This window comes from Pigmentibacter sp. JX0631 (genome assembly GCF_029873255.1).
Classification (GTDB): Bacteria; Bdellovibrionota_B; Oligoflexia; order Silvanigrellales; family Silvanigrellaceae; genus Silvanigrella.
Map to the genome: position 1 here is coordinate 96,612 of NZ_CP123622.1, position 20,062 is coordinate 116,673.

Below are 20,062 nucleotides of genomic sequence, written 5' to 3' on the forward strand. Positions count from 1 at the left end.
ATGACCTTATTGTAAAAACAAGCTGATATCTTGTGCAAATTTTTCAGGTTCTTCAATCAATATTAAATGCCCAACTTCAGAATAAGTAATAAGTTCAGCATTGCTAATGTTGTTACTTAAAAAGGTTGAATTTTCAAGAGGAATAATTTTATCTTCATCACCTGATACTACTAAAGTTTTAGATTTAATATTAGATAGTTGCACTACTCCATCAAAATTACTAGAAGAATAAAATTGAATTTCAGCATCTCTGCTATGTTCAAGAGATTCTTCTGCTTTTGCTTTAACCATAGTTTTACACATCATTTCAAATAAAAGTGGTGATGTGGTTAAAAATTTAGAACCAAAGTATTTTAGCATGTGTTTTTTTGTGGATTCTATATTTTCATAATGATTTATATAAGTTAAGCCTTTTGAAGGATCCATATGCTCTGGCCAAGTTCTTCCGTTTCCACCAGCAGTAGTACTAATCAGTAGCAAATTTTGAACTTCTGAGTTACTTGCTGCAAGAGTTTGCACTATCATTCCACCCATACTAATCCCAAGCGCCGAAAACCCTTTTAAGCCTAATTTTTGACAAAAGAAATAAGCTAAAACAGCAACATCTGCAGCCATTTGCGAAACAGTAAGCGAAGAACTATGGGATGGTTGAACAATAGTTTGCCCACAAAAGCGGTTGTCTAGAGCTACTGTAGCGGTATTAGGCAAACTTTTTTCTAGTTTTTTACGCAATGCACGAAAATCAAGCCTTGTTCGTTGGTAACCATTTACTAGAACAAGAATACTTTTAACTTCTTCTTTCGCAGGTTGGTAATCAAATGCTAATTTAGCACCTTCATACTCCAAAAACTGTATACCCTCTTGCAGATGGACGGGATTTTGCAATTCCGATAATTCTTTTGAAAGGGTTGAAAAATCCATTTTTCTCAAGATGTTCACCTATATAAACAAGTTACTAATTGAGTCTGAATTGTGAATTCTACGAATCGCTTTACCAAGAAGTTCGGATACACTTAAAACTTCTATTTTTCCACATTTAGCAGCATCTTCTGTTAACGGAATAGTATCGGTTATAAAGAGCTTCTCAATACAGCTATCCTTTAATCGTCCAATGGCTGGGCCTGACAAAACTCCATGCGTTGCTGCAGCATAAACTTTTAGAGCCCCATGATCACGTAATACTTTTGCAGCAGAAGTTAAAGAACCAGCTGTATCACAAATATCATCAAATAAAATAGCTGTTTTATCTTTTACATCACCAATTAAATTCATGACTTGGGAGTCACCAGGACGGTCTCTGCGTTTATCTACAATAGCTAAACCGCAGCCTAAAACCTTGGCTACAGCTCTTGCTCTTTCAACACCGCCCGCATCTGGAGAAACCATAATTGGATTTTCAATTTTCATTTTCGCAAAATGTTCTACAAACACAGGTTTACTATACAAATGATCTACTGGAAGGTTGAAAAATCCTTGAATAGCTCCTGTATGTAATTCAATAGTTAGGATTCTGTGTACTCCTGCACTTACTAAAAGATCAGCAACAAGTTTGGCCGTAATAGGAGTTCGCGGAGTACTTTTGCGTTCTTGCCTACTGTATCCGTAATAAGGCATAACAGCAGTGATACGCTGGGCACTTGCTCTTCTTAAGGCATCAATTAAAATAAGGAGTTCCATGATATTTTCGTTGGCAGGGCGGCAGGTAGGCTGAATAATAAAGACGTCACGACCTCTAACATTGCTTTCAATTTCAATTCGAGTTTCCCCGTCATTAAATTTACCAATAAGAGCGGTACCTAAGGGAACATCCAGATATTGGCAAATTTTATTTGCCAAATCACGATTGGCGTTTCCAGAAAAGATAAGAAGTTCGCTTTCCATAAATTTTAACCCACTAAATTAGAGAAAAAGTGTCCTCAAAGTCCCCTTTTCTCTATCGAGAAAAACCTATAAAAGCAACTTGAAAATAAAAAAGCGCTGCTCAGTTCTAGTGCAATTAGCAACCTTTGATTCCTCTTCCATAGAATCAAAACCCTTCCTTAGGCAAACAGAAGACTTTTATCTCTGAATCCAAAAGCGGTTTCTTTTCCTCCCATCCTTAGGAGTCAAGAGCACATGAGCTGGACAACGCTATGCATTGTTTCGTCTCATTTGCAATTATATAAACAAGGAAAATATGAATTTATGCCAAAGAATTGATAGGAAATTTAGTTTTTAAATAATCCATATAGTGTTTAATTGTTAATTTTTCACCTGTTGTTTTTTCAAGAATTTCTTGACTATCATACATTTTGCCATATTGGTACAAGTTATCAGTTAACCAAGCGCGTAATGGCAAAAACTGCCCTTGTCTAATATCTTGTGACAAATTAGGAAGAGCTTTTTTTGCAGCCGCAAAAAATTGCGCGCTCATAATATTGCCAAGTGTATAACCTTGAAATTGTCCGCCTATCATTCCTGCAAACCAATGCACATCTTGTAAACATCCTAAACTATTACTAGGAACAGTTACCCCTAAATTTTCTTTATAAAGTGCATTCCAAGCTTCAGGTAAATCTGCTACTTTTAATTTATTTTCTAACATATCTATTTCAAGTTGAAATCTTATTAGCACATGTAAATTATAGGTTAATTCATCTGCTTCTGTTCTGATAAAAGATCGTTCTACTTTATTAATTTGACTGTAAAATTCAGCTAAAGAAACAGACTTTAATTGTTCTGGAAAATATTCAACTAATGACGGATAAAAGAATTCCCAAAACTCATAACTTCTACCTACAATATTTTCCCAAAGTCTTGACTGACTTTCATGAACAGCACTAGATGTTCCTTCATATAAAGGTGAACCTTCTAGTTTTTTTGCTATGCCCATTTCATAAAAAGCATGTCCCATTTCATGAATAGTAGAAAATAAACTATCAGTAAAATTATGTTCATCATATCGGGTTGTAATACGTATGTCGCCATGACTTAGAGTAATCATAAAAGGATGAGCTGTCTTATCTAAACGACCGCGGTTAAAATCAAAATTTAATTTATTTAAAACCAAATGATTAAATTCTTCCTGACGAGTGACTGGAAAAGATTTTGTTAAAAAACTTTTTTGGCTTTGAGGAAGATCTAAAACAGATTTCACAAAAGGAACTAATTCTTTTTTTAACTCATTAAATACTTGTCTAATATTTTCAGTATTAAAACCATAATCAATTTCAGAAATAAGAGGATCTGCTATATGATCATAGCTAAAGAAACTAGAATATTCTTTGGATAATTCTAAAGTTTTTTCCAGATGAGGTTGGATTAATTTAAAATTATTAGTATCTTTTGCTTTTATCCAATTTTCATATGCAACTGTTTGATGTTCTATAAAATTTGCAACAAAACTTGCCGGAATTTTCGTAGCTCTGTTATAACTTCTTTCTATAACGGCAACATATTTTGATATATAAGAATTTGAACTTAATGCAGATGAATTATCTTTTAACTGCTTTATAAGATCACCGATATAAGGATTTGTAAATTTGTCGTGTATAATTTTTCCAATAGTAGCTAATTGTTTTCCTCTGGCTGCAAAACCGTCTTCTGGTAAGTAGGTACTTTGATCCCAGCTTAGTAATTTAGAAATTGAATTTAAATGCGAAACTTCTTCCATAATATCAGTTAATTTCTGAAAGTCTTGATCAAAGTTCATTTTGTATCCTTACTACTTTATTTTAACAATTACTTCACTGTTATCTTTTGCTAAGGTAATCAGTAATGTACTTCCATTTACTTGTCCTGTTTCTTTATTTTTTCCTTTAGCAATAATTTCTTGTGCAATTTTATTTTCAACTTCAGCCTCTAAAAGTCTTCTTAAAGGACGAGCACCATTAGTTGGACTAAAACCACGCTCAGAAAGAAATTTTTGTGCCTCTGGAGAAATATCTAATTTTAAACCTTGTTTACTAACTTTTAATGCTAATTTATCGATGTGTAACTTTAATATTTTTTCGATATCTTCTTGACTTAGTTTTTCAAAAACAATGATTTCATCTAAACGGTTTAAAAGTTCAGGTTTAAAAGTTTTTTTCAGTTCTCCTAATACTAAATCTGTTACTTCTTTATTTGTTAAGTCTTTATCCTGTCCCCCTAAACCAACAGAACGTTTATTTGCACTGATATATTCACTTCCTAAATTACTTGTAAATACAATCAAAGTATTTTCAAAACTTACTTTTTGCCCTTCTGCATCAGTTAAACGTCCATCATCTAAAATTTGTAAAAACAAATTAAATACATCGGGATGCGCTTTTTCAACCTCATCAAATAGTAATACGCTATAAGGCTGTCTTTTAACTTTTTCTGTTAATTGCCCACCTTCACCATACCCTACAAATCCAGGTGGAGAGCCAATTAATTTTGAAGTTTCATGTCTTTCCATAAATTCAGTCATATCAAAACGAATCAAACGTTGTTCATCATTAAGAACATATTCAGCTAAAGCTTTTGCGAGTTCAGTTTTTCCTACACCTGTAGGACCAAGAAAGAAAAAACTACCAATTGGAGCTTTTCTTTCGCGAAGACCAATCCTATTTCTGCGCAATGCATTTGCTACAGCTTGAATAGCTTGTTTTTGTCCAATTAAACGTTTTGCTAATTCGTCTTCGATATGCGCCAGTTTTTCGAGTTCTTCTGCTTGAAGTTTTTTTGCAGGAATTCCTGTTACCTTCGAAACAAGTTCTGCAATATCATCTGCAGTAACAACACGATCTTCTTGTTTCATTTCTGATTCCCATTGCTTTCGACGCTCAGAAATTTTATTTTCCAAATTTAATAATTCCATTTGTGTACTAGCAACCATAGCAAAATCTTGGCGATTAAAATAATCATTTCTTTCGATGTCTTTTTTTGCTTTTTCTTGCTCAAGCTTTTGAATATCTGGTGGAATGCTCACTACTTTAATTCGTTTTAATGCCCCTGCTTCATCTATTAAATCTATTGCTTTATCTGGTAAGCTTCTACTAAATATATATTTAGTACTTAATTCAACAGCAGCATTTAAACTTTCTGGACTATATTTAATTTGATGATGTTTTTCGTATTTTATTGCAATCGATTTTAAAATTTCTTTTGCCGCTTCAATAGAAGGTTCTTCAACTCTAATTGGCTGAAAACGCCTTTCTAAAGCTCTATCACTTTCAACATATTGTTTATATTCTTTAAAAGTAGTTGCTCCTACGCATTGGAGTTGTCCTGTTGCTAAAGAACTTTTTAATATATTTGAAGCATCAAGGGAACCAGCTGTTCTTCCTGCTCCAACAACAGTATGAATTTCATCAATAAATAAAATAATTTGACCTTCAAGAGCAATTATTTCTTCTTTTACTGCTTTTAATCGTTCCTCAAATTCACCATGCATTTTGCTTCCAGCTACCAAATCAGCCATTTCTAGACTGAGAACTCTTTTTCCAACTAGATGATCTGGAACTTCAAGATCCACAATTTTTTGTGCGAGTCCTTCTATAATAACGGTTTTTCCTACTCCTGGTTCGCCAATTAACACTGGATTATTCTTTTTTCTTCGAGATAAAACTTGAATTACACGCTCTATTTCATCTTCTCTAGAAGTAACAGGATCAAGTTCTCCTCTTCTAGCCATTGCAGTAATGTCTCTTGTATATTGAGTTAATGCGCTCTGTTTAGCTTCATCATCTCTATTTGTTACACGATGATTGCCGCGAACATTTAATAAAGCTTTTTTAGCTTCCTCATAAGATAATCCTGCTTTTAATAATATTTCTCTACTACTAATTCGTGTATCAAAAAAAGCAAGAAATAAGGTTCCAGTACTGATATAAGCATCACCAAAATTTTTTCTCTCCATATCTGCTCTTTCTAACAAAAAAGCAACTTCAGGAGATCCATACATTCCAGTAGGATCTCTCGTTTGAGAAAAATGTGTATCTTGTTTTTTTTGGAGTTGATTAATACTATCATAAATACCATTTATTATAGTTGTTTTAACTAAAACTTCATCTAGTTTACACTCATCAGCAATTTTCAAAGCAATGGAATCTTTTTGTTCTAAAACAGCAAATAAGAGGAATTCAGGAATGAGCATTTTTACTTGTGCATTTAATGCTTCAGTGATACCTGCTTGGAATATTTCATTTACTCTATGGGTAGAATTTTTCAAAAATTGTTGTGCCATATCCGATATCTCCATAAGGTTCTGAAAGATCAGAATACTATATAGAACATTTACGGATATTGCCTTTTGTCAACCTTTTGCCAGTTTTTTCGCTTTACGATTACGAATTTCATCTATAATTGTTTCGATGATTAAAATAGTAACACCTAAAGTAACCGCACAATCTGCAATATTAAATACTGGATAATCGTAATTCCATCCAAATAAATTCCAACTGAAATGAATCCAGTCTATAACATAATGTAACCAAACTCTATCAATAAAATTACCTGCTGCTCCAGAAAAAATAAGCGCAATTCCAAGGCGTGTTAAAATTAATTTAGATTTTGTTTTAAAAAAGAAAATTAAAATAACTACCATTGCTGCACTAGTAAGAACATAAAAGAAATAAGGACGAATGTTTTCGGGTAAATTTCCCATAAACCCCCATGCTGCACCAGTATTTCTTACATACGTAGTATCAAAGTGTAACCAATTTAAGCCACTTCCTATATGAAATATAGCATCAGAGGTTTGTGTATATTCTCGTATGTTAGTTAAAGAGGAATTGACTAAATAAGCTTTTTCAGACCATAATTTAGTTACCTGATCTAAAATAACCATCCCAAGAAATAAAAAAAGATACCCACATAATGAAAAAATTGTTTGCCGAGTAGAAAGCTGTTTTTCTTCTGAATTTGAATTAGACTTTTGCATTGAAGACCCTTTAATAAAAAACCAAACACGCATACAATTAAAGCATATTAGTTATGTTAGCAAGCTCTGATTGTGAAACCCAGAAGGAGCTGATATGAAAAACAGACTTAGCATCTTTTTTCTCCATTTGCTCTGCCAATAGTAGGTCTTATATGAAAGAATTTTTATTAACAGATATTTTACAAAAAATGATGAAACAAAAGCAAAATTTAATTTCATTGAACCCTAAATTACCTAATTTTTTTACTGACATATTTATTCCCTCGATTGATGTAAACACTTCGATCCCTTTTCTCCCTATCCGCTGTTTTCGAGATTTTAATATCCATACAGGAATAAACAGTGACTCAAACACTACATTTTACTCCAGCGGAAGTACTAACAATATTCAAGCGCGACATATTTTTACTCCTGAAAGATTAGAATTATATGCAAAAAATTCGTGCAATAATTTTTCAGATTTTTTATCTATGCATAATTTTAGCACAGAAACTCCAATTATAAGTTTAATTCCTCCCACAAATATTTGGACTAAAAGTTCTCTTGCAGCAATGATTGACATGTTCAGACGTAATGCTTTTTCAATTACTTACTGTGATGTTGAAACAAATTGCCAGCAATTAATAGATTTATTAATGCAAGAAAAATTTCTTGATAATATTCTTATCTTTGGCACAACATTTCACCATTTAATTGTTACAGAATATGTGAAAAAAAACAATATAGATAAAATATTTAAAGGTACACGTCTTGGAATAATCGATACAGGGGGAACAAAAGGACGTACGCAAAGTTTTTCATTAGATGAAACTATAAAATTTTTTCGAGATACATATGGTAATCCAGAAGATTTTTATTTTTTATCCGAATATGGAATGTGTGAGCTTGGATCACAAGCTTGGTCAATTAAAAAAATTCATGATGGCACTTTTAAATGCAATAATACTTTAACTCCAATAGCTATAGATTTAAAAAGACAAGTCGCATTAAGAGAAGGTGAATATGGATTTTTGGCATTTTTTGATTTGGTAAATATGGATTCATGGCCAACAATAATTACTGAAGATATTGCTTGTGTAGTTAATACTAGTGAAGGAATATTTCATCTTCAAAGTAGAGCACCAGACGCAACATTAAAAGGATGTAGTTTAAATGTAAAAGATTCTTTCTTTTTCTTAAATATCCAAAATGAAGAAGAGAAACTTGACAAAAATGTTGAAAAAATAACTTCAGCTAAAAACTTTTCATCTCCACAAGACATCCATAATTTTATCCAAAATTTAAATCCAAATATTTGGACGCCTCATGGATGGTCTGATTTAGCAGATTCATTACTAAGTTGGAATGAATTTAATTGCAACCAACCTGAAAAATTAAATGCAAAAAATATTTTAATAATCTGCTCATCAAATATACCAATTACATGGCTTTATCCAGCAAAAATTGCAACCATGTTGGGAGCCAAATCTATCCATATTAAATTACCATCAATTCGAAGTGAGGATATTTTTGCAAATAGTGTTAGAAATAAAATTGCAGATCTGGTTGAGAAACTTTCTCCATATTTTTATCCAGCAGAAATTTATTTAGAAAAAAATAAATCTATTTCTAAAGATTATAGTGACTTTGATTATGTAATTGTTTTTGGTTCAGATTCAACTATATCAACATTTAGTAAACTTTTAAATAATTCAAAAACAAAATTAATTCCACAAGGTGATGTAAAAAATAGTTTGATTGTTGATTTACACTACTCTCCATCTGACGTAGCAAAATTATGCAGCTTGTGGCATGGTAGGGGCTGTCTCACACCTATCTGTTTGTTCATGACTGATAGAAATAGTGAGCAAATTGAAGAGTGGGTTCATGAATTCCATTCAATTCTAGAAAATAATTTTTTTGAACGTTTTAAAGAAGAGGGAATAACACCAAAATATTTACATGATAATCAGTTACTTTATACAAGGGCAGTAATAAAGAATTTAGGTCTTGAAATTGAAAAATCTATTTTTTCAGGAAATTTTACACATGTATTTAATTTATCAACGGTTACTAAAGAAGAAATCATGCATAGTCGTTTAGATTTTTCTTTTGGGGGCTGTGGTTTTGTTTATGTTTTAAATTCTTCATTAAGTAATACATTTCCTCAACTTTCCCATGAAAAGATTACTCCTTCATTATGCGATAAGCATGGAGGAAAAACCTGGGAGGAATGGTTTAATTTGTAATGATTTATAAAGGCAAAGGACTTGTTTGTGAAAAAATCTGAATTTATTATTTCAACTAAAAAACTAGCAACTTTTTTTCCATCTTTAAATTCAGAGGAACTGGATTTATTATTACAAAGTTCTACTGAACTAAAAGTTAAACGTGAACAAACTATATTTGTTGCAGGTGAAAAAGCATATTCCATTTATTTTATTGTTTCAGGTTGTGTTAAATTCACAAATGAGTGTGAGAAAAATAAATCAATTATCAGCTCTCTTTCAAAAGATGGTGATTGTTTTGGAATTTTAGAGATGTTTTCTAAGTCACCATATTTTGAAAGAACTTGTACAGCAATAACAAATTGTGAAATTATTTCTACACCACATGTTGCTATCACAGGTATTGGTGAGAAAAATTGTTCTGTTTATCTTGATTTTTTGAGAAAGGTTTGCAGTCATACAGGCATGCTTTACAATAGGATTGAAGGAGTTCGCTATAAAACAGCTCGTCAAAGATTAGCTTCCTGTTTTTTAGAGATATATCCTTATTTTACTAAAAGAGACCCTTCTAATAAGGTTCATTTAACCCGCAGCGATTTTTCAGATCTATCTGACATGACACCTGAAACAGTTAGCAGGGTTTTTTCTGAAATCAAAAAACTTGGAGCAGTTTCAGGTAGCATCACAGATTTTGAGATATTAGATATAAATCTTCTAAAAGAAATAGCAGAAGAAAAAACTAACTAATTTTTTGCCTTCTTGACCAATATCCAAAACGTCCTCCACAAATACCATGCGGTTTTATACCTTTTAACTTCGTCCAAGTATGCGAACCTGAGTAAGTAACTAATCTACTTATACCGTTTACTTTGACTATGCCTGTGTACCAACTGATGAGAATTTCTTTTGATAGTTTTTTTAAATCTTTTCTTGTCTCAGGTATTTGATTTTGAAGATAAGTATGTAGCTCAAGGATTTTTCTTCTATTTTGTTTATTCGCTAAAATAAAATGCTCTAAATATTTTTTTCCAAGTTCTGCATCTAATTGTAAATCAGCAGTTAATTTTTCCGATATTTTCATAAATTTTTTGAACAATTCAATATCACTTTCTGACTCCATGATTAGCCTGGTCTCAATTTCGTCTAGAGAGGTCGGAAAATTCTTCACAAAATTTTTCATAAATTTCTTTTTTTTCAATTCTTTCATAGTAAACACCCTAAAATTTAGCCGTTAATTACCCTACTAAATGCAAAAAAGCGATTATTGATAAGAATTTATTGAATCCTCCTTTTTCAAACTTTCTCTAATAGATTTAAATATTAAAACATAGTTAACAAAAGTCAAAATTTAAAAATTTAATTATTTTTTGATTATTATTCACAATAATTAACTAAACTTAATAAATATTTATTAAATATTCATTAATCAATCAAGAGTTCTGCTAAACTAATTATATTTTTCTTAGTGTCTAGCTTGTCTTGCGTATATCAGAAAAATTCCAAAAAGTAAAAGATAATATTATTTTTTTTACTTTCTTTTTTTTATTTTTTATCTTTTATTATTTTTTTTAATTTTAAAGAAATTTTAAAATAGTAAATTAAATATTAAAATATTTTTTCGTAATTCATAAAAAATAGATTCCCAAAAAAATTATCTAATAAAATAAACAAAATTTATATTCGAATTAAAGATTAAGTAACCACCTTGTGTACCTTGAAATGTTACACTTAGAAATGAGCTGTCATTGAATTTAATATAACCATATGAACCATAAAGAGAAAGACCTACGCCAAAATCTCGAAATAATTTATATATAAATTTCAATTCAATTCCAGCATTTACATTATAATCGACTTTTACTGTTTGATATGAATTTAAATTGTAAAGATAAAAATGATTTTCAAACTGAGTATATGGTGAATAGTAAGCATTTCCCAACAAGTAAATATAAAACGGAGAAATTACTCGATATTTTATGCCGCTAACTAATCCTAATTGATATGAAGTAATATCAGATGTAATTCCATAATAATATGATTGTGTCAGAAAAGAAGTTCGTTCTATTTTTCCACTAGCACCAACTATTAAATCAAATTGTTTATCAACATTATAAACCGGGAAAGTTAAAGTAACTCTACCGTTACCGCCAGCATAAAAATCTTGGAGTAAGTAGTAACCCGTGAACCCACCATCTACAATAAGATCATTTGATTTTAGTAATGCAAAACAATAATTAGTAAAAAAATTGCAGTAAATAAGAATAAGAAGAATTCGCAAGAGCATTAATTATTTACATCCCCTAAAATATTTGATTCATTTCTAATTTAAACTATGCGATTTTTTTTAGCAAATCTTTTGTTTCAAACACTAGATATCTTCGAAAAAAAAACAAGTAAGATAAACTTACTTGTTTCTTAATCTTTTTTCAGAAGTATCTAGCTAATTAACTTCCCAGTCACAATTTTATTAATAGCAGCGGCCATATCTTGTAAATCAAATTCAAAGTTTGCAGTTCTAGCCTCTATTGCCGCTTTGGGCATACCATATACTACACATGAACTTTTACTCTCAGCTAAAACCATACCACCACGTGTCCGAACAGTTTTCCCACCATCAGCGCCATCACGCCCCATTCCAGTTAATATGATAGCTAGAAGTTCTTTTCCCATCACTTCAGCTGCAGATTGAAAAAGGACATCGGCAGAGGGTTTATGTAATAAATTTTTTGGCTCTTCGCTAAGGCCACAAAAAATTCTTGCCCCCATCTTTTTTACCAGCACATGTTTATCTCCAGGTGCAAAACAAATTTCGCCTGGACTTAAAGTATAATCTTCTTTTGCAACAGAAGTTTTATGTTTAGTTTGTTGCGCTATACGTTCTGCCAAAGAAGCTACGAAAGCTGCCGGCATATGTTGTACAACCACTATTGGTACAGGCATAACTGGTAAAGCACTAAACAATTTATGTAAAGCAGCTGGTCCGCCAGTAGATACGCCTAAAACAATAGCTTTAACGTTTTGATGTGGTAAAGAAGCAATTGGTACACTTTGCTTATATGTGTTTTCACCTTTTCGTTTTTGAGTAACATAGGCGTAAGCATTGTTAACTCTTTCCTTTAACATTTCTGGGGTAAAAGATTTCCCAATTTCTGTTTTAGGAATGTAGTCAAATGCGCCTTTTTCTAATGACTGAAGAGTAGCTGAAGCGGCTTGATTTGTTAAAGTTGAGCACATGATAATTGCTGCATCACATGTTTTTTGAAATAAAGGGAGTGCTTGCAATCCAGATTTCCCAGGCATTTCTATATCAAGAGTAATCACGTCCGGTTTTAATTTACCTGCTAATTCTAATCCTTCTTCAGCAGATTTTCCTATTCCAGCAACATGAAACCCAGCAGTTGTTAACATTTGCGAAAGCATTGCACAAACTGTAGGTGAATCATCAACAATAAGAACATTAATAGCCATAAAAGGACTCCAATTTATTATGAGGCTGCATCTAAATCATCAGATTCATTCATACCATTTGTTCTATCTGTTTCTTTTCTATCCATTAATTTCCGCCAAACACGATTTACTGTTGCAATAAGCGCATCACCATTAAATTTCACAACATATTCATCAGCTAAAGATTTCACAGCATCTTGATTTGCTCGTCCAGAAAGAGATGTATGCATTATCACAGGAATTGAACTTAATTTTGGATCTTTTTTAATTTCTTGGGTAAATGCATGTCCATCCATTCTTGGCATTTCCACGTCAGATACAACGACTTGCACTAAATCTGTTACATCTCGACCATCTTTTTTTGCCTGATCTAAAAGAGCTTGAAGCGTGAATAATCCTTCTTCTCCATCTGTTGCCGTAATGACTCTATACCCATGTTGAGTTAAGAAGAGCTCAACTTGCGTTCTTGCAGTTAAACTATCATCAACCACCAACACAGTTCTTGTTTCATCTGTGTTACCTTGAATTCTATTGTTTTGTTTATCTTCTGAGAATTTATTCAAGGCATAAGTTTCACCATTAATCTCAGCAACTATTTTTTCAAAGTCTAAAATAAGTAACATTAGGTCTCTCTCATTATCTGGACCTTTTGCTAATTTATGCATTCCAGTTACACAACCACCTTCACGTCCAATCAATCTGGTAGGAGGTAAAATTGCTTCCCAAGAGATTCGCCGGATGCGCATTGCTTGATGCACGACAAACCCAGTTACGAGACTGTTAAATTCACAGATAATGATATTATCTGTTGGTCTTAGTGCGTGATTCTGATAACCTAAATATTTAGCTAAGTTTACAATAGGAATAGCTTCTTCTCTCAGTTCTAGAAGACCTTCTATACATTCGTGGGAGTTTGGCATTTTGGTAAATTGGCTAATTTTATTTATCTCTCTTACCTTAGCAATATTTATTCCGTAAATACCTTCATACGCATTCGGATGTGACATATCTGCGCCGACAGGGTAGTCCTTCAATCTAAAGTCAACAAGCTCAAACTTGTTACTTCCTATTTGAAGCATTCTTTCTTCTTTTTTGCTTTTGGCGATGTAAATTGCCATTAGACTCTCCTATCTAGCCCATTCACAACTTGTCTCAAGCCGCTGCTTTATCTTCGGTATGACAAGCTGCATAATAAAGTTCTTTAGGCTCTAAAACTAAGACCACAGAACCATTACCCATTATACAAGCCCCAGTAAATACAGGGATATTCGCAAGGAAACCTCCTAAAGGTTTGATCATAATTTGTTCTTGCCAGTATAAAACATCAACTAAAATCCCTACTTTTAAGCCATCAATTTGCACAATCACAACAGGATTTGTTAAACCATCGTCTTTTTCTTTTTGATTTGATTGTGTATCAGAATTATCTTCATCATTTTGATTAAGGCGCTTCTTTTCTTGCTGAATAAATTTATCTAAAATAGACGCTCTTAAATTAACAACTTCATTTAGTCTTAAGAGAGGAATAACCTCCCCACGTAAGTTAATACTTGGTTGATTATTTAAGTTAACAACATCTTTTTTCTCTGCTCTTACTGTTTCAGTAATTACTTCTTGCGGAAGAGCATAAGTTTCACCATCAACTCCAATTAATAGAGCTTCAATTACTGCTAAACTCAATGGCAAAATAATTTTAAATTCGGTTCCTTGCCCTGGATTGGTATCAACAAATATGGAACCACTAGACTTTCTAATGTTGTTACGTACAACATCCATTCCAACACCACGGCCACTTACATCTGTAATTTCAGCTGCAGTTGAAAACCCACTATGGAAAATAAATTCAATAATATCTTTTTTACTAAGCATGTCAGCTTGTTCTTGAGTAACAATACCTAAGTTAACAGCTTTATTTTTAACTCTATCTAAATCTATCCCGTTACCATCATCTCTTACAACAATTTTTACGTTGTTTCCTTCGTATCCTGCTTTTAGCAATAAAGTACCAGTATCTGACTTTCCACGTTCTTTTCGTGTGTCTGAATTTTCAATGCCATGATCTATTGAGTTTCGTATTAAGTGCATAATAGGATCGGAAATTGCTTCACTTACTGTTTTATCTAACTCTGTTTCTTCACCTTCTATAACCAAATTTACTTTTTTGTTTAGTTTTTTTGCAACATCTCTTACAAGACGAGTGTATTTAGTAAAGACGCTTCCAACAGGAACCATTCGAGCGTTCATTACACTTTCTTGTAAGCGCGCAGATAGTCTTGTTACGTGACCTGTTCCTTCCTTAAATCCTTTAGTAATTTCATTCTCAGGAAGAACTTCTTCTAATCTATTTGCTAAGTGAACAAATAAGTTTTTAACAGTGATTAACTCACCTACTAAATTCATTAATTGATCTAGTTTTTCTTTCTTTAAACGGACAAAGTCATTTGCATCGTTACCACCATGCGCAGCATCTTGTTTAGCTGCGGCAGGAGCGCCTGGCTTTCCTGCTGCTGGGGTAGCTGGTTTTGCTGCCGCTGCTGGTGTTGCTGGAGTTGCTGCTGCTGGAGTTGCTGCTGCTGCCGCTGGTGCTGCTGGTTTTGCTGCTGCTGGTGCAGAGGCAGGAGCTGCACCTCCTGCTTTATTTCCGCCGGCCATACCATCCATTTCTATTTTTACGTTACTTGAACCAATTGCAAACTCAAAAATATCTTGTACGGTTTTAAATTCAGCCATAGAAACAAAATTAAACGTAAATTCAAAGTAACAACGTTCTGGCTCAATTTCTGTTAATGCAGGAATTCTAGATGCATTTGTAAATAGAGAAAAAGTACCAGATGAAATATCACGACAATTTAATACTAATGTTATTGGATCTATTCCTGTTAAGAAAAATTGATCCGCACCAGTAATTGAAATATGAAAAGGACATTCACCGGGTTTTATGTTTTCTTGAGTTGGAGGAGGTGCAACTTCACCTGCAGCAACTTTTTCTTGTAATTGTTCACCAGTAATTTCTTTAAAGTCACATAATTGTCTTACAATGTCTGAATTGTCAAAGGATGCTAAATTTTGTTTCTTTTGTGCTGCATCCATCATTTCTTTTAATCTATCAAAACAACGTAACAAAGCGGAAAATACTTCTTCGGTAGGGTCTAATTTACCTTCCCGCATACGATCCAAAAGGTCTTCAGCATGATGTGTTAGATCTGCAATTTCTCTTAATCCAAATACACCACTTGAGCCTTTTAAAGTATGTACTTCTCTAAATAAATTTTTAATTATTTCTAAATCACCAGGAGTTTTTTCAAGAACGAGAATACAGCTGTCAATATGCTCAAATACTTCTCGCATTTCTTGGAAGAATATTTCCTGCATTTGTTCTTCATTATAACTCACAGCTTAGCACCTCATCTCCTGATAAAAGTTAGCTACACTCCCTTATGCAGCTTTTGGAAAAGTATCAGCAGGCATTCCAAATAAATCCAGTAATGAATCAAATGTTTGCGTACTGACTTTTAATTTTAAATTTCCTTTACCATTTTTAATTAGCAATTTTAGAGATATTAATAATTGTAATACTGCGGCATCTATTGCCTCAACAGCGGATAAATCTAGAAAAAAATCTGCATCTTTTTTCGTTTCTTTATTATATGCTTCGAGTAATTTATTTTTCAATTCTGAAACTTTATATATTGTCAGTTTCCCTGAAAGTTTAAATGTATTATTTTCAAAAGTAAGAATCGTCATATACCCCTCAAATTATGCAGCATTTGATTTCTCATTTTGCGCACTAAACTCAGAATAAATCGCTCCACAATCAAGCCATAATATATTTCTATGTTTATGCGGTTTTATAATTCCTTTCAGAAACTTTGAGCGTTCCCCTGCAACAATGTCTGGTGTTGCTTGAACTGCTTCTTTTTCCACTTCAATAACTTCACTAACAGAATCAACAATAATTGCAGCTAAAACGTTTTTATCATCGAGAACAATAATTCTGCTTCTTTCAGAAATTGGTAAATTATCAAGCCCCATTATTTTGTGAAAATTGACAATTTGTAAGATATCTCCGCGTAAATTTGCAACACCTTCAACAAAATTTGGTGCTTTTGAAACTCTTGTTACCAATGGTACTTTCACAATCTCTTTAACTCGTTCTATTTCAATTACGAATTCTTCTTCATTTAATTTAAAACCAATTAATTTATATGTTTCAATTTTAGGAGTGATTCTTTTTCTTACACCAGAAGTATCATGCTTTAATTTATATAAAGCATCTAATTTAGCACCACCACCACTTTTTCCAGAAGCTCCAGCATCAGACATACAAACAACCTTTCAACGTTATCGTGCGAGTTTTTTAACAGCACCTACAAGCTGTTCAGGATTAAAGGGTTTAACTAGCCAACCACTAGCACCCGCTTTTTTTGCCCGTTCAACTTTATCGCCACTACTTTCAGTAGTGAGCATGATAATTGGAATAAACTTAAACTGCTCAATTTTCCGGATGGCCTCAATCATTTCAAGTCCGCCCATATTTGGCATGTTCACATCAGAAATAATCATGCTGATATCTGGTGTGCCTTGTAGTTTATTAATTCCGTCTTGACCGTCTTCAGCCTCTACAACTTCGAAACCTTCCTTAGACAAGGTAAAGCCCACCTGCTGCCGAATCGTGCGAGAGTCATCAACGATGAGTATTTTCTTGGCCATTACCATCCTCCCTGTTGCAGATTCGTTATCGTCATCTTTTTTTCTGAGTTAAGAGTTTTTATTCTTAAAATTACTGTGCAAAAAGTATGGCATCTCAACAAATTTTGTTGCAAGGTATTTTTTTTACTTCGAAGGAGCTCATCACTATGGCTAATGATAAAAAAGTCCATAATTTTACTGAAAAACTTTCAAGCGAACAGAAAGCCAAGTTGAAGGGTTTAGCTCATCATATTAAACCCGTAGTCCAAGTAGGTTCCCAAGGATTTTCCGAAAATGTATTGAAAGAAATAAATTTAGCTTTGGACAAACATGAATTAATTAAAGTGCAACTACCAAGTAACAGCGATGCCTCAACCAAAAAAAACGAACAAACTGAATTGGAAAATGTGCTTCAAAATTTCTCTCATGTTATAGGAAGGATTGGAAGAAGTGTCATCCTGTATAAGGAAAAGGACCCGAAAGATGCCAAAATAGTCCTAAAAAAACTTTAAGGAGTAAAAATGAGTCCCTATTTTAAAAAAGCTGTAAGTGCAAACAACATTAGTGCTGAAAAAGCTACGGAGGCTGTTCGTATTTTGCTCCAGTATATTGGGGAAGATCCTAACAGAGAAGGTCTAAAAGAAACCCCTGATCGTTTTTGTCGAGCACTTTTAGAAATGACTGAAGGCTATTCTATTCAACCTGAAGAAATATTATCAACAACCTTTGAAACCGACTCAGATGAAATGGTATTAGTGCGCAATATTGAATTTAACTCAATGTGTGAACATCACTTACTAAGTTTTTCTGGTGTGGCTCATATTGCTTATATTCCAAGTAACGGCAGAATTGTTGGCCTCTCAAAATTAGCTCGCATAGTAGATGTCTACGCCCAAAGACTACAAGTACAAGAAAGACTTACTCAACAAGTAGCTAATGCTATTAATAAATATTTAAAACCTCAAGGGGTTGCTGTCGTATTTGAAGGACAACACAGCTGTATGTGTGTTAGAGGAGTAAAAAAACAAAGCTCCCATATGATCACAAGTGCAATGCATGGTCAATTTCGTGATTCTCTAGCTTCCCGAAATGAATTTATGTCTTTAATTCAAAAATAATATTGATATTCTTGACTTTTTTCTCTTCCATTATTAACAACAAACAAGCTTTGTTTATTAAAAGAATTCTGGAGGAAAAAATATGCTCAATCAATTTAAAAAAATATTTGTGTTCGCATCACTTAGTTCCGGATTTCAATTCAATTCTTATTCAGCAATCGTTCCTCCAGGTACAAAACTTTCTTCCGTTCAGGTATTAAACAAGGACAATTCTAGCGAACCTTCCTCATTAGATCCCTCACACTGTAGGGATAATTTGGGAGCAAATATTATTTTTGATTTATTTGAAGGTTTAGTGATTGATGATGCGAATGGAGTAATTGTACCTGCTGGTGCCATTGATTGGAAAGTTAGTGCTGATGGATTAAAATACACTTTTTATCTTAGAAAAAATGCTAAATGGTCAGATGGTTCACCCGTTACAGCTAATGACTTTGTTTATAGTTTTAGACGTTTTGTAGATCCTAAAACGGCTGCAGAAATGGCTTATCTTGCTTCTGTGATAAAAAATGCACAAAACATCAATGAGGGTAAACAAAAACCAGAAACTCTTGGTGTCAAAGCCATCGATCAGTATACCTTGGAGATAACCTTAGAAACTCCCGTAAAATATTTTTTAAGTTTACTTACTGGATCAAATTTTGTTCCACTAAAAAAAGAAATTATAGAAAAATATAAAAACAATTGGACCAATCCAAATAAAATGGTCAGTAACGGAGCTTATAAACTAACTGCATGGAACGTTGGTGAGAAAACTACATTAGAAAAAAACTCTCATTATTGGGATAGCAAAAATACAATTATAAAACAGGTTAATAATTTCGTAGTACAAGATAAAACAGCTTCACTTAGAATGTATGAAGCAGGCCAATTAGACTGGACTTATGGAGTCCCGCCCGGTATGTTTCAAAATTTAAAAATTAAATATCCTAAAGAGATGCGCAGCTATCCATCCTTAAGTGTAGGTTATTTAACTTTTAATACAACAAAACCTCCATTTGATAATAAAAAGTTAAGAGAAGCTCTTTCTATTATTATAAATCGTGAACATTTTACAAAATTTATTTCTGGGAAAAATGAAAGACCAATTTTTGATTTTCCACCATATGGAATTGCAAATTATAACCAATTTGTTCCTGCATGGGCAAATTTTTCTGAACAACAAGTCAAGGAAAAAGCTAAAAAATTATATCAAGAAGCCGGTTATTCAAAAGACAAACCTGCAGTGATAAAATTTACTTATAGCACTAACGAAACAGATAAAAAATATGCAACAGCATTAGCCTCTATTTGGAATAAAGAACTAGGTGTAAAAACAGAAATGTTTAGTGAAGAATGGAAAATTCACTTAGCTAATTTATCAAACAAAAATTTTGAAATAACACTTCAATTATGGAGTGCCGATTACAATGACGCGCAAAACTTTTTAGGTTTACTTGAAAGTAACAACGTACAAAATGTTGGTGGCTTTAAAAATGCGAAATTTGATGCAATTATGCACCAAGCTGAAAAAGAAAGTGATCAAAACAAAAGAAAAAAATTACTAGAAGAAGCAAGTAAAGTAGCTATGGATGAGTTTCCTGTTTCACCAATTTACTCTAGCACTAACAGCAGATTGATAAAAAATTATGTTCAAGGAGCAAATTTTCATAATCCGCAAGATAATTACAGAAGTAAAGAATTTTATATTGTTGAGCATGATAAAAAAAGTTAAC

Annotated in this window: 18 protein-coding genes; 5 read left to right on the plus strand and 13 right to left on the minus strand. The window is 32.8% G+C overall.

What is annotated here, in order from left to right; genetic code table 11:
• Positions 1-6: 6 nt before the first annotated feature.
• The 5 genes from QEJ31_RS00340 to lspA form a co-directional block, all read right to left on the minus strand.
• The gene (locus QEJ31_RS00340) at positions 7-921 is read right to left on the minus strand and encodes an alpha/beta hydrolase (RefSeq protein ID WP_280593262.1); all 915 of its coding nucleotides are present in this window, start codon (positions 919-921) and stop codon (positions 7-9) included.
• Positions 922-939: 18 nt separating this feature from the next.
• Positions 940-1,881 carry a ribose-phosphate pyrophosphokinase gene (locus QEJ31_RS00345; RefSeq protein ID WP_280591717.1) on the minus strand — a complete coding sequence of 314 codons (942 nt, stop codon included), beginning with the start codon at positions 1,879-1,881 and terminating at the stop codon, positions 940-942.
• 301 nt (positions 1,882-2,182) lie between these two features.
• Positions 2,183-3,691, minus strand: a complete 1,509-nt coding sequence (locus QEJ31_RS00350) for a carboxypeptidase M32 (protein ID WP_280591719.1) — start codon at positions 3,689-3,691, stop codon at positions 2,183-2,185.
• A 12-nt stretch (positions 3,692-3,703) separates the two neighbouring features.
• Positions 3,704-6,190, minus strand: a complete 2,487-nt coding sequence (locus tag QEJ31_RS00355; protein ID WP_280591720.1) for an ATP-dependent Clp protease ATP-binding subunit — start codon at positions 6,188-6,190, stop codon at positions 3,704-3,706.
• Positions 6,191-6,259: 69 nt separating this feature from the next.
• Complete coding sequence (gene lspA / locus QEJ31_RS00360; RefSeq protein ID WP_280591721.1) at positions 6,260-6,886, minus strand: signal peptidase II; 627 nt, start codon at positions 6,884-6,886, stop codon at positions 6,260-6,262.
• A 152-nt stretch (positions 6,887-7,038) separates the two neighbouring features.
• Between lspA and QEJ31_RS00365 the strand changes: the two genes are divergently transcribed.
• Positions 7,039-9,114: a hypothetical protein gene (locus QEJ31_RS00365; protein WP_280591723.1), complete on the plus strand. Its 2,076-nt coding sequence runs from the start codon at positions 7,039-7,041 to the stop codon at positions 9,112-9,114.
• 27 nt (positions 9,115-9,141) lie between these two features.
• On the plus strand, positions 9,142-9,840 hold the full coding sequence (locus QEJ31_RS00370) for a Crp/Fnr family transcriptional regulator (protein WP_280591724.1): 699 nt from the start codon (positions 9,142-9,144) through the stop codon (positions 9,838-9,840).
• On the opposite strand, the gene QEJ31_RS00375 is transcribed toward QEJ31_RS00370, so the two are convergent.
• The 8 genes from QEJ31_RS00375 to QEJ31_RS00410 all read right to left on the minus strand — a co-directional run bounded on the left by QEJ31_RS00375 (position 9,833) and on the right by QEJ31_RS00410 (position 17,250).
• Positions 9,833-10,300 carry a sugar dehydrogenase complex small subunit gene (locus QEJ31_RS00375; protein WP_280591726.1) on the minus strand — a complete coding sequence of 156 codons (468 nt, stop codon included), beginning with the start codon at positions 10,298-10,300 and terminating at the stop codon, positions 9,833-9,835. The two genes, QEJ31_RS00370 and QEJ31_RS00375, sit on opposite strands and share 8 nt — an antisense overlap.
• A 444-nt stretch (positions 10,301-10,744) precedes the next feature.
• Positions 10,745-11,377: a hypothetical protein gene (locus QEJ31_RS00380; RefSeq protein ID WP_280591728.1), complete on the minus strand. Its 633-nt coding sequence runs from the start codon at positions 11,375-11,377 to the stop codon at positions 10,745-10,747.
• A 152-nt stretch (positions 11,378-11,529) separates the two neighbouring features.
• A complete protein-coding gene (cheB, locus tag QEJ31_RS00385; RefSeq protein ID WP_280591730.1) occupies positions 11,530-12,561 on the minus strand; it encodes a chemotaxis-specific protein-glutamate methyltransferase CheB in 1,032 nt (343 codons plus the stop codon).
• A 17-nt stretch (positions 12,562-12,578) separates the two neighbouring features.
• On the minus strand, positions 12,579-13,658 hold the full coding sequence (locus QEJ31_RS00390; RefSeq protein ID WP_280591731.1) for a chemotaxis protein: 1,080 nt from the start codon (positions 13,656-13,658) through the stop codon (positions 12,579-12,581).
• A 34-nt stretch (positions 13,659-13,692) separates the two neighbouring features.
• Positions 13,693-15,933, minus strand: coding sequence for a chemotaxis protein CheA (locus tag QEJ31_RS00395; protein WP_280591733.1), 2,241 nt, complete (start codon positions 15,931-15,933; stop codon positions 13,693-13,695).
• A 42-nt stretch (positions 15,934-15,975) separates the two neighbouring features.
• Positions 15,976-16,284 carry an STAS domain-containing protein gene (locus QEJ31_RS00400; RefSeq protein WP_280591735.1) on the minus strand — a complete coding sequence of 103 codons (309 nt, stop codon included), beginning with the start codon at positions 16,282-16,284 and terminating at the stop codon, positions 15,976-15,978.
• Positions 16,285-16,296: 12 nt separating this feature from the next.
• A complete protein-coding gene (locus QEJ31_RS00405) occupies positions 16,297-16,863 on the minus strand; it encodes a chemotaxis protein CheW (RefSeq protein WP_280591736.1) in 567 nt (188 codons plus the stop codon).
• Positions 16,864-16,881: 18 nt separating this feature from the next.
• Positions 16,882-17,250, minus strand: coding sequence for a response regulator (locus QEJ31_RS00410; protein WP_158999702.1), 369 nt, complete (start codon positions 17,248-17,250; stop codon positions 16,882-16,884).
• Positions 17,251-17,396: 146 nt separating this feature from the next.
• On the opposite strand from QEJ31_RS00410, the gene QEJ31_RS00415 reads away from it, so the two are divergent.
• The 3 genes from QEJ31_RS00415 (at position 17,397) to QEJ31_RS00425 (ending at position 20,061) form a co-directional block, all read left to right on the plus strand.
• Entirely contained in the window at positions 17,397-17,741 is a 345-nt protein-coding gene (locus tag QEJ31_RS00415) for a YhbY family RNA-binding protein (RefSeq protein ID WP_280591740.1), read from the plus strand.
• Between the two features lie 9 nt (positions 17,742-17,750).
• On the plus strand, positions 17,751-18,347 hold the full coding sequence (gene folE / locus QEJ31_RS00420; RefSeq protein WP_280591742.1) for a GTP cyclohydrolase I FolE: 597 nt from the start codon (positions 17,751-17,753) through the stop codon (positions 18,345-18,347).
• 82 nt (positions 18,348-18,429) lie between these two features.
• Positions 18,430-20,061, plus strand: a complete 1,632-nt coding sequence (locus QEJ31_RS00425) for a peptide ABC transporter substrate-binding protein (protein WP_280591744.1) — start codon at positions 18,430-18,432, stop codon at positions 20,059-20,061.
• Position 20,062: the final 1 nt, after the last annotated feature.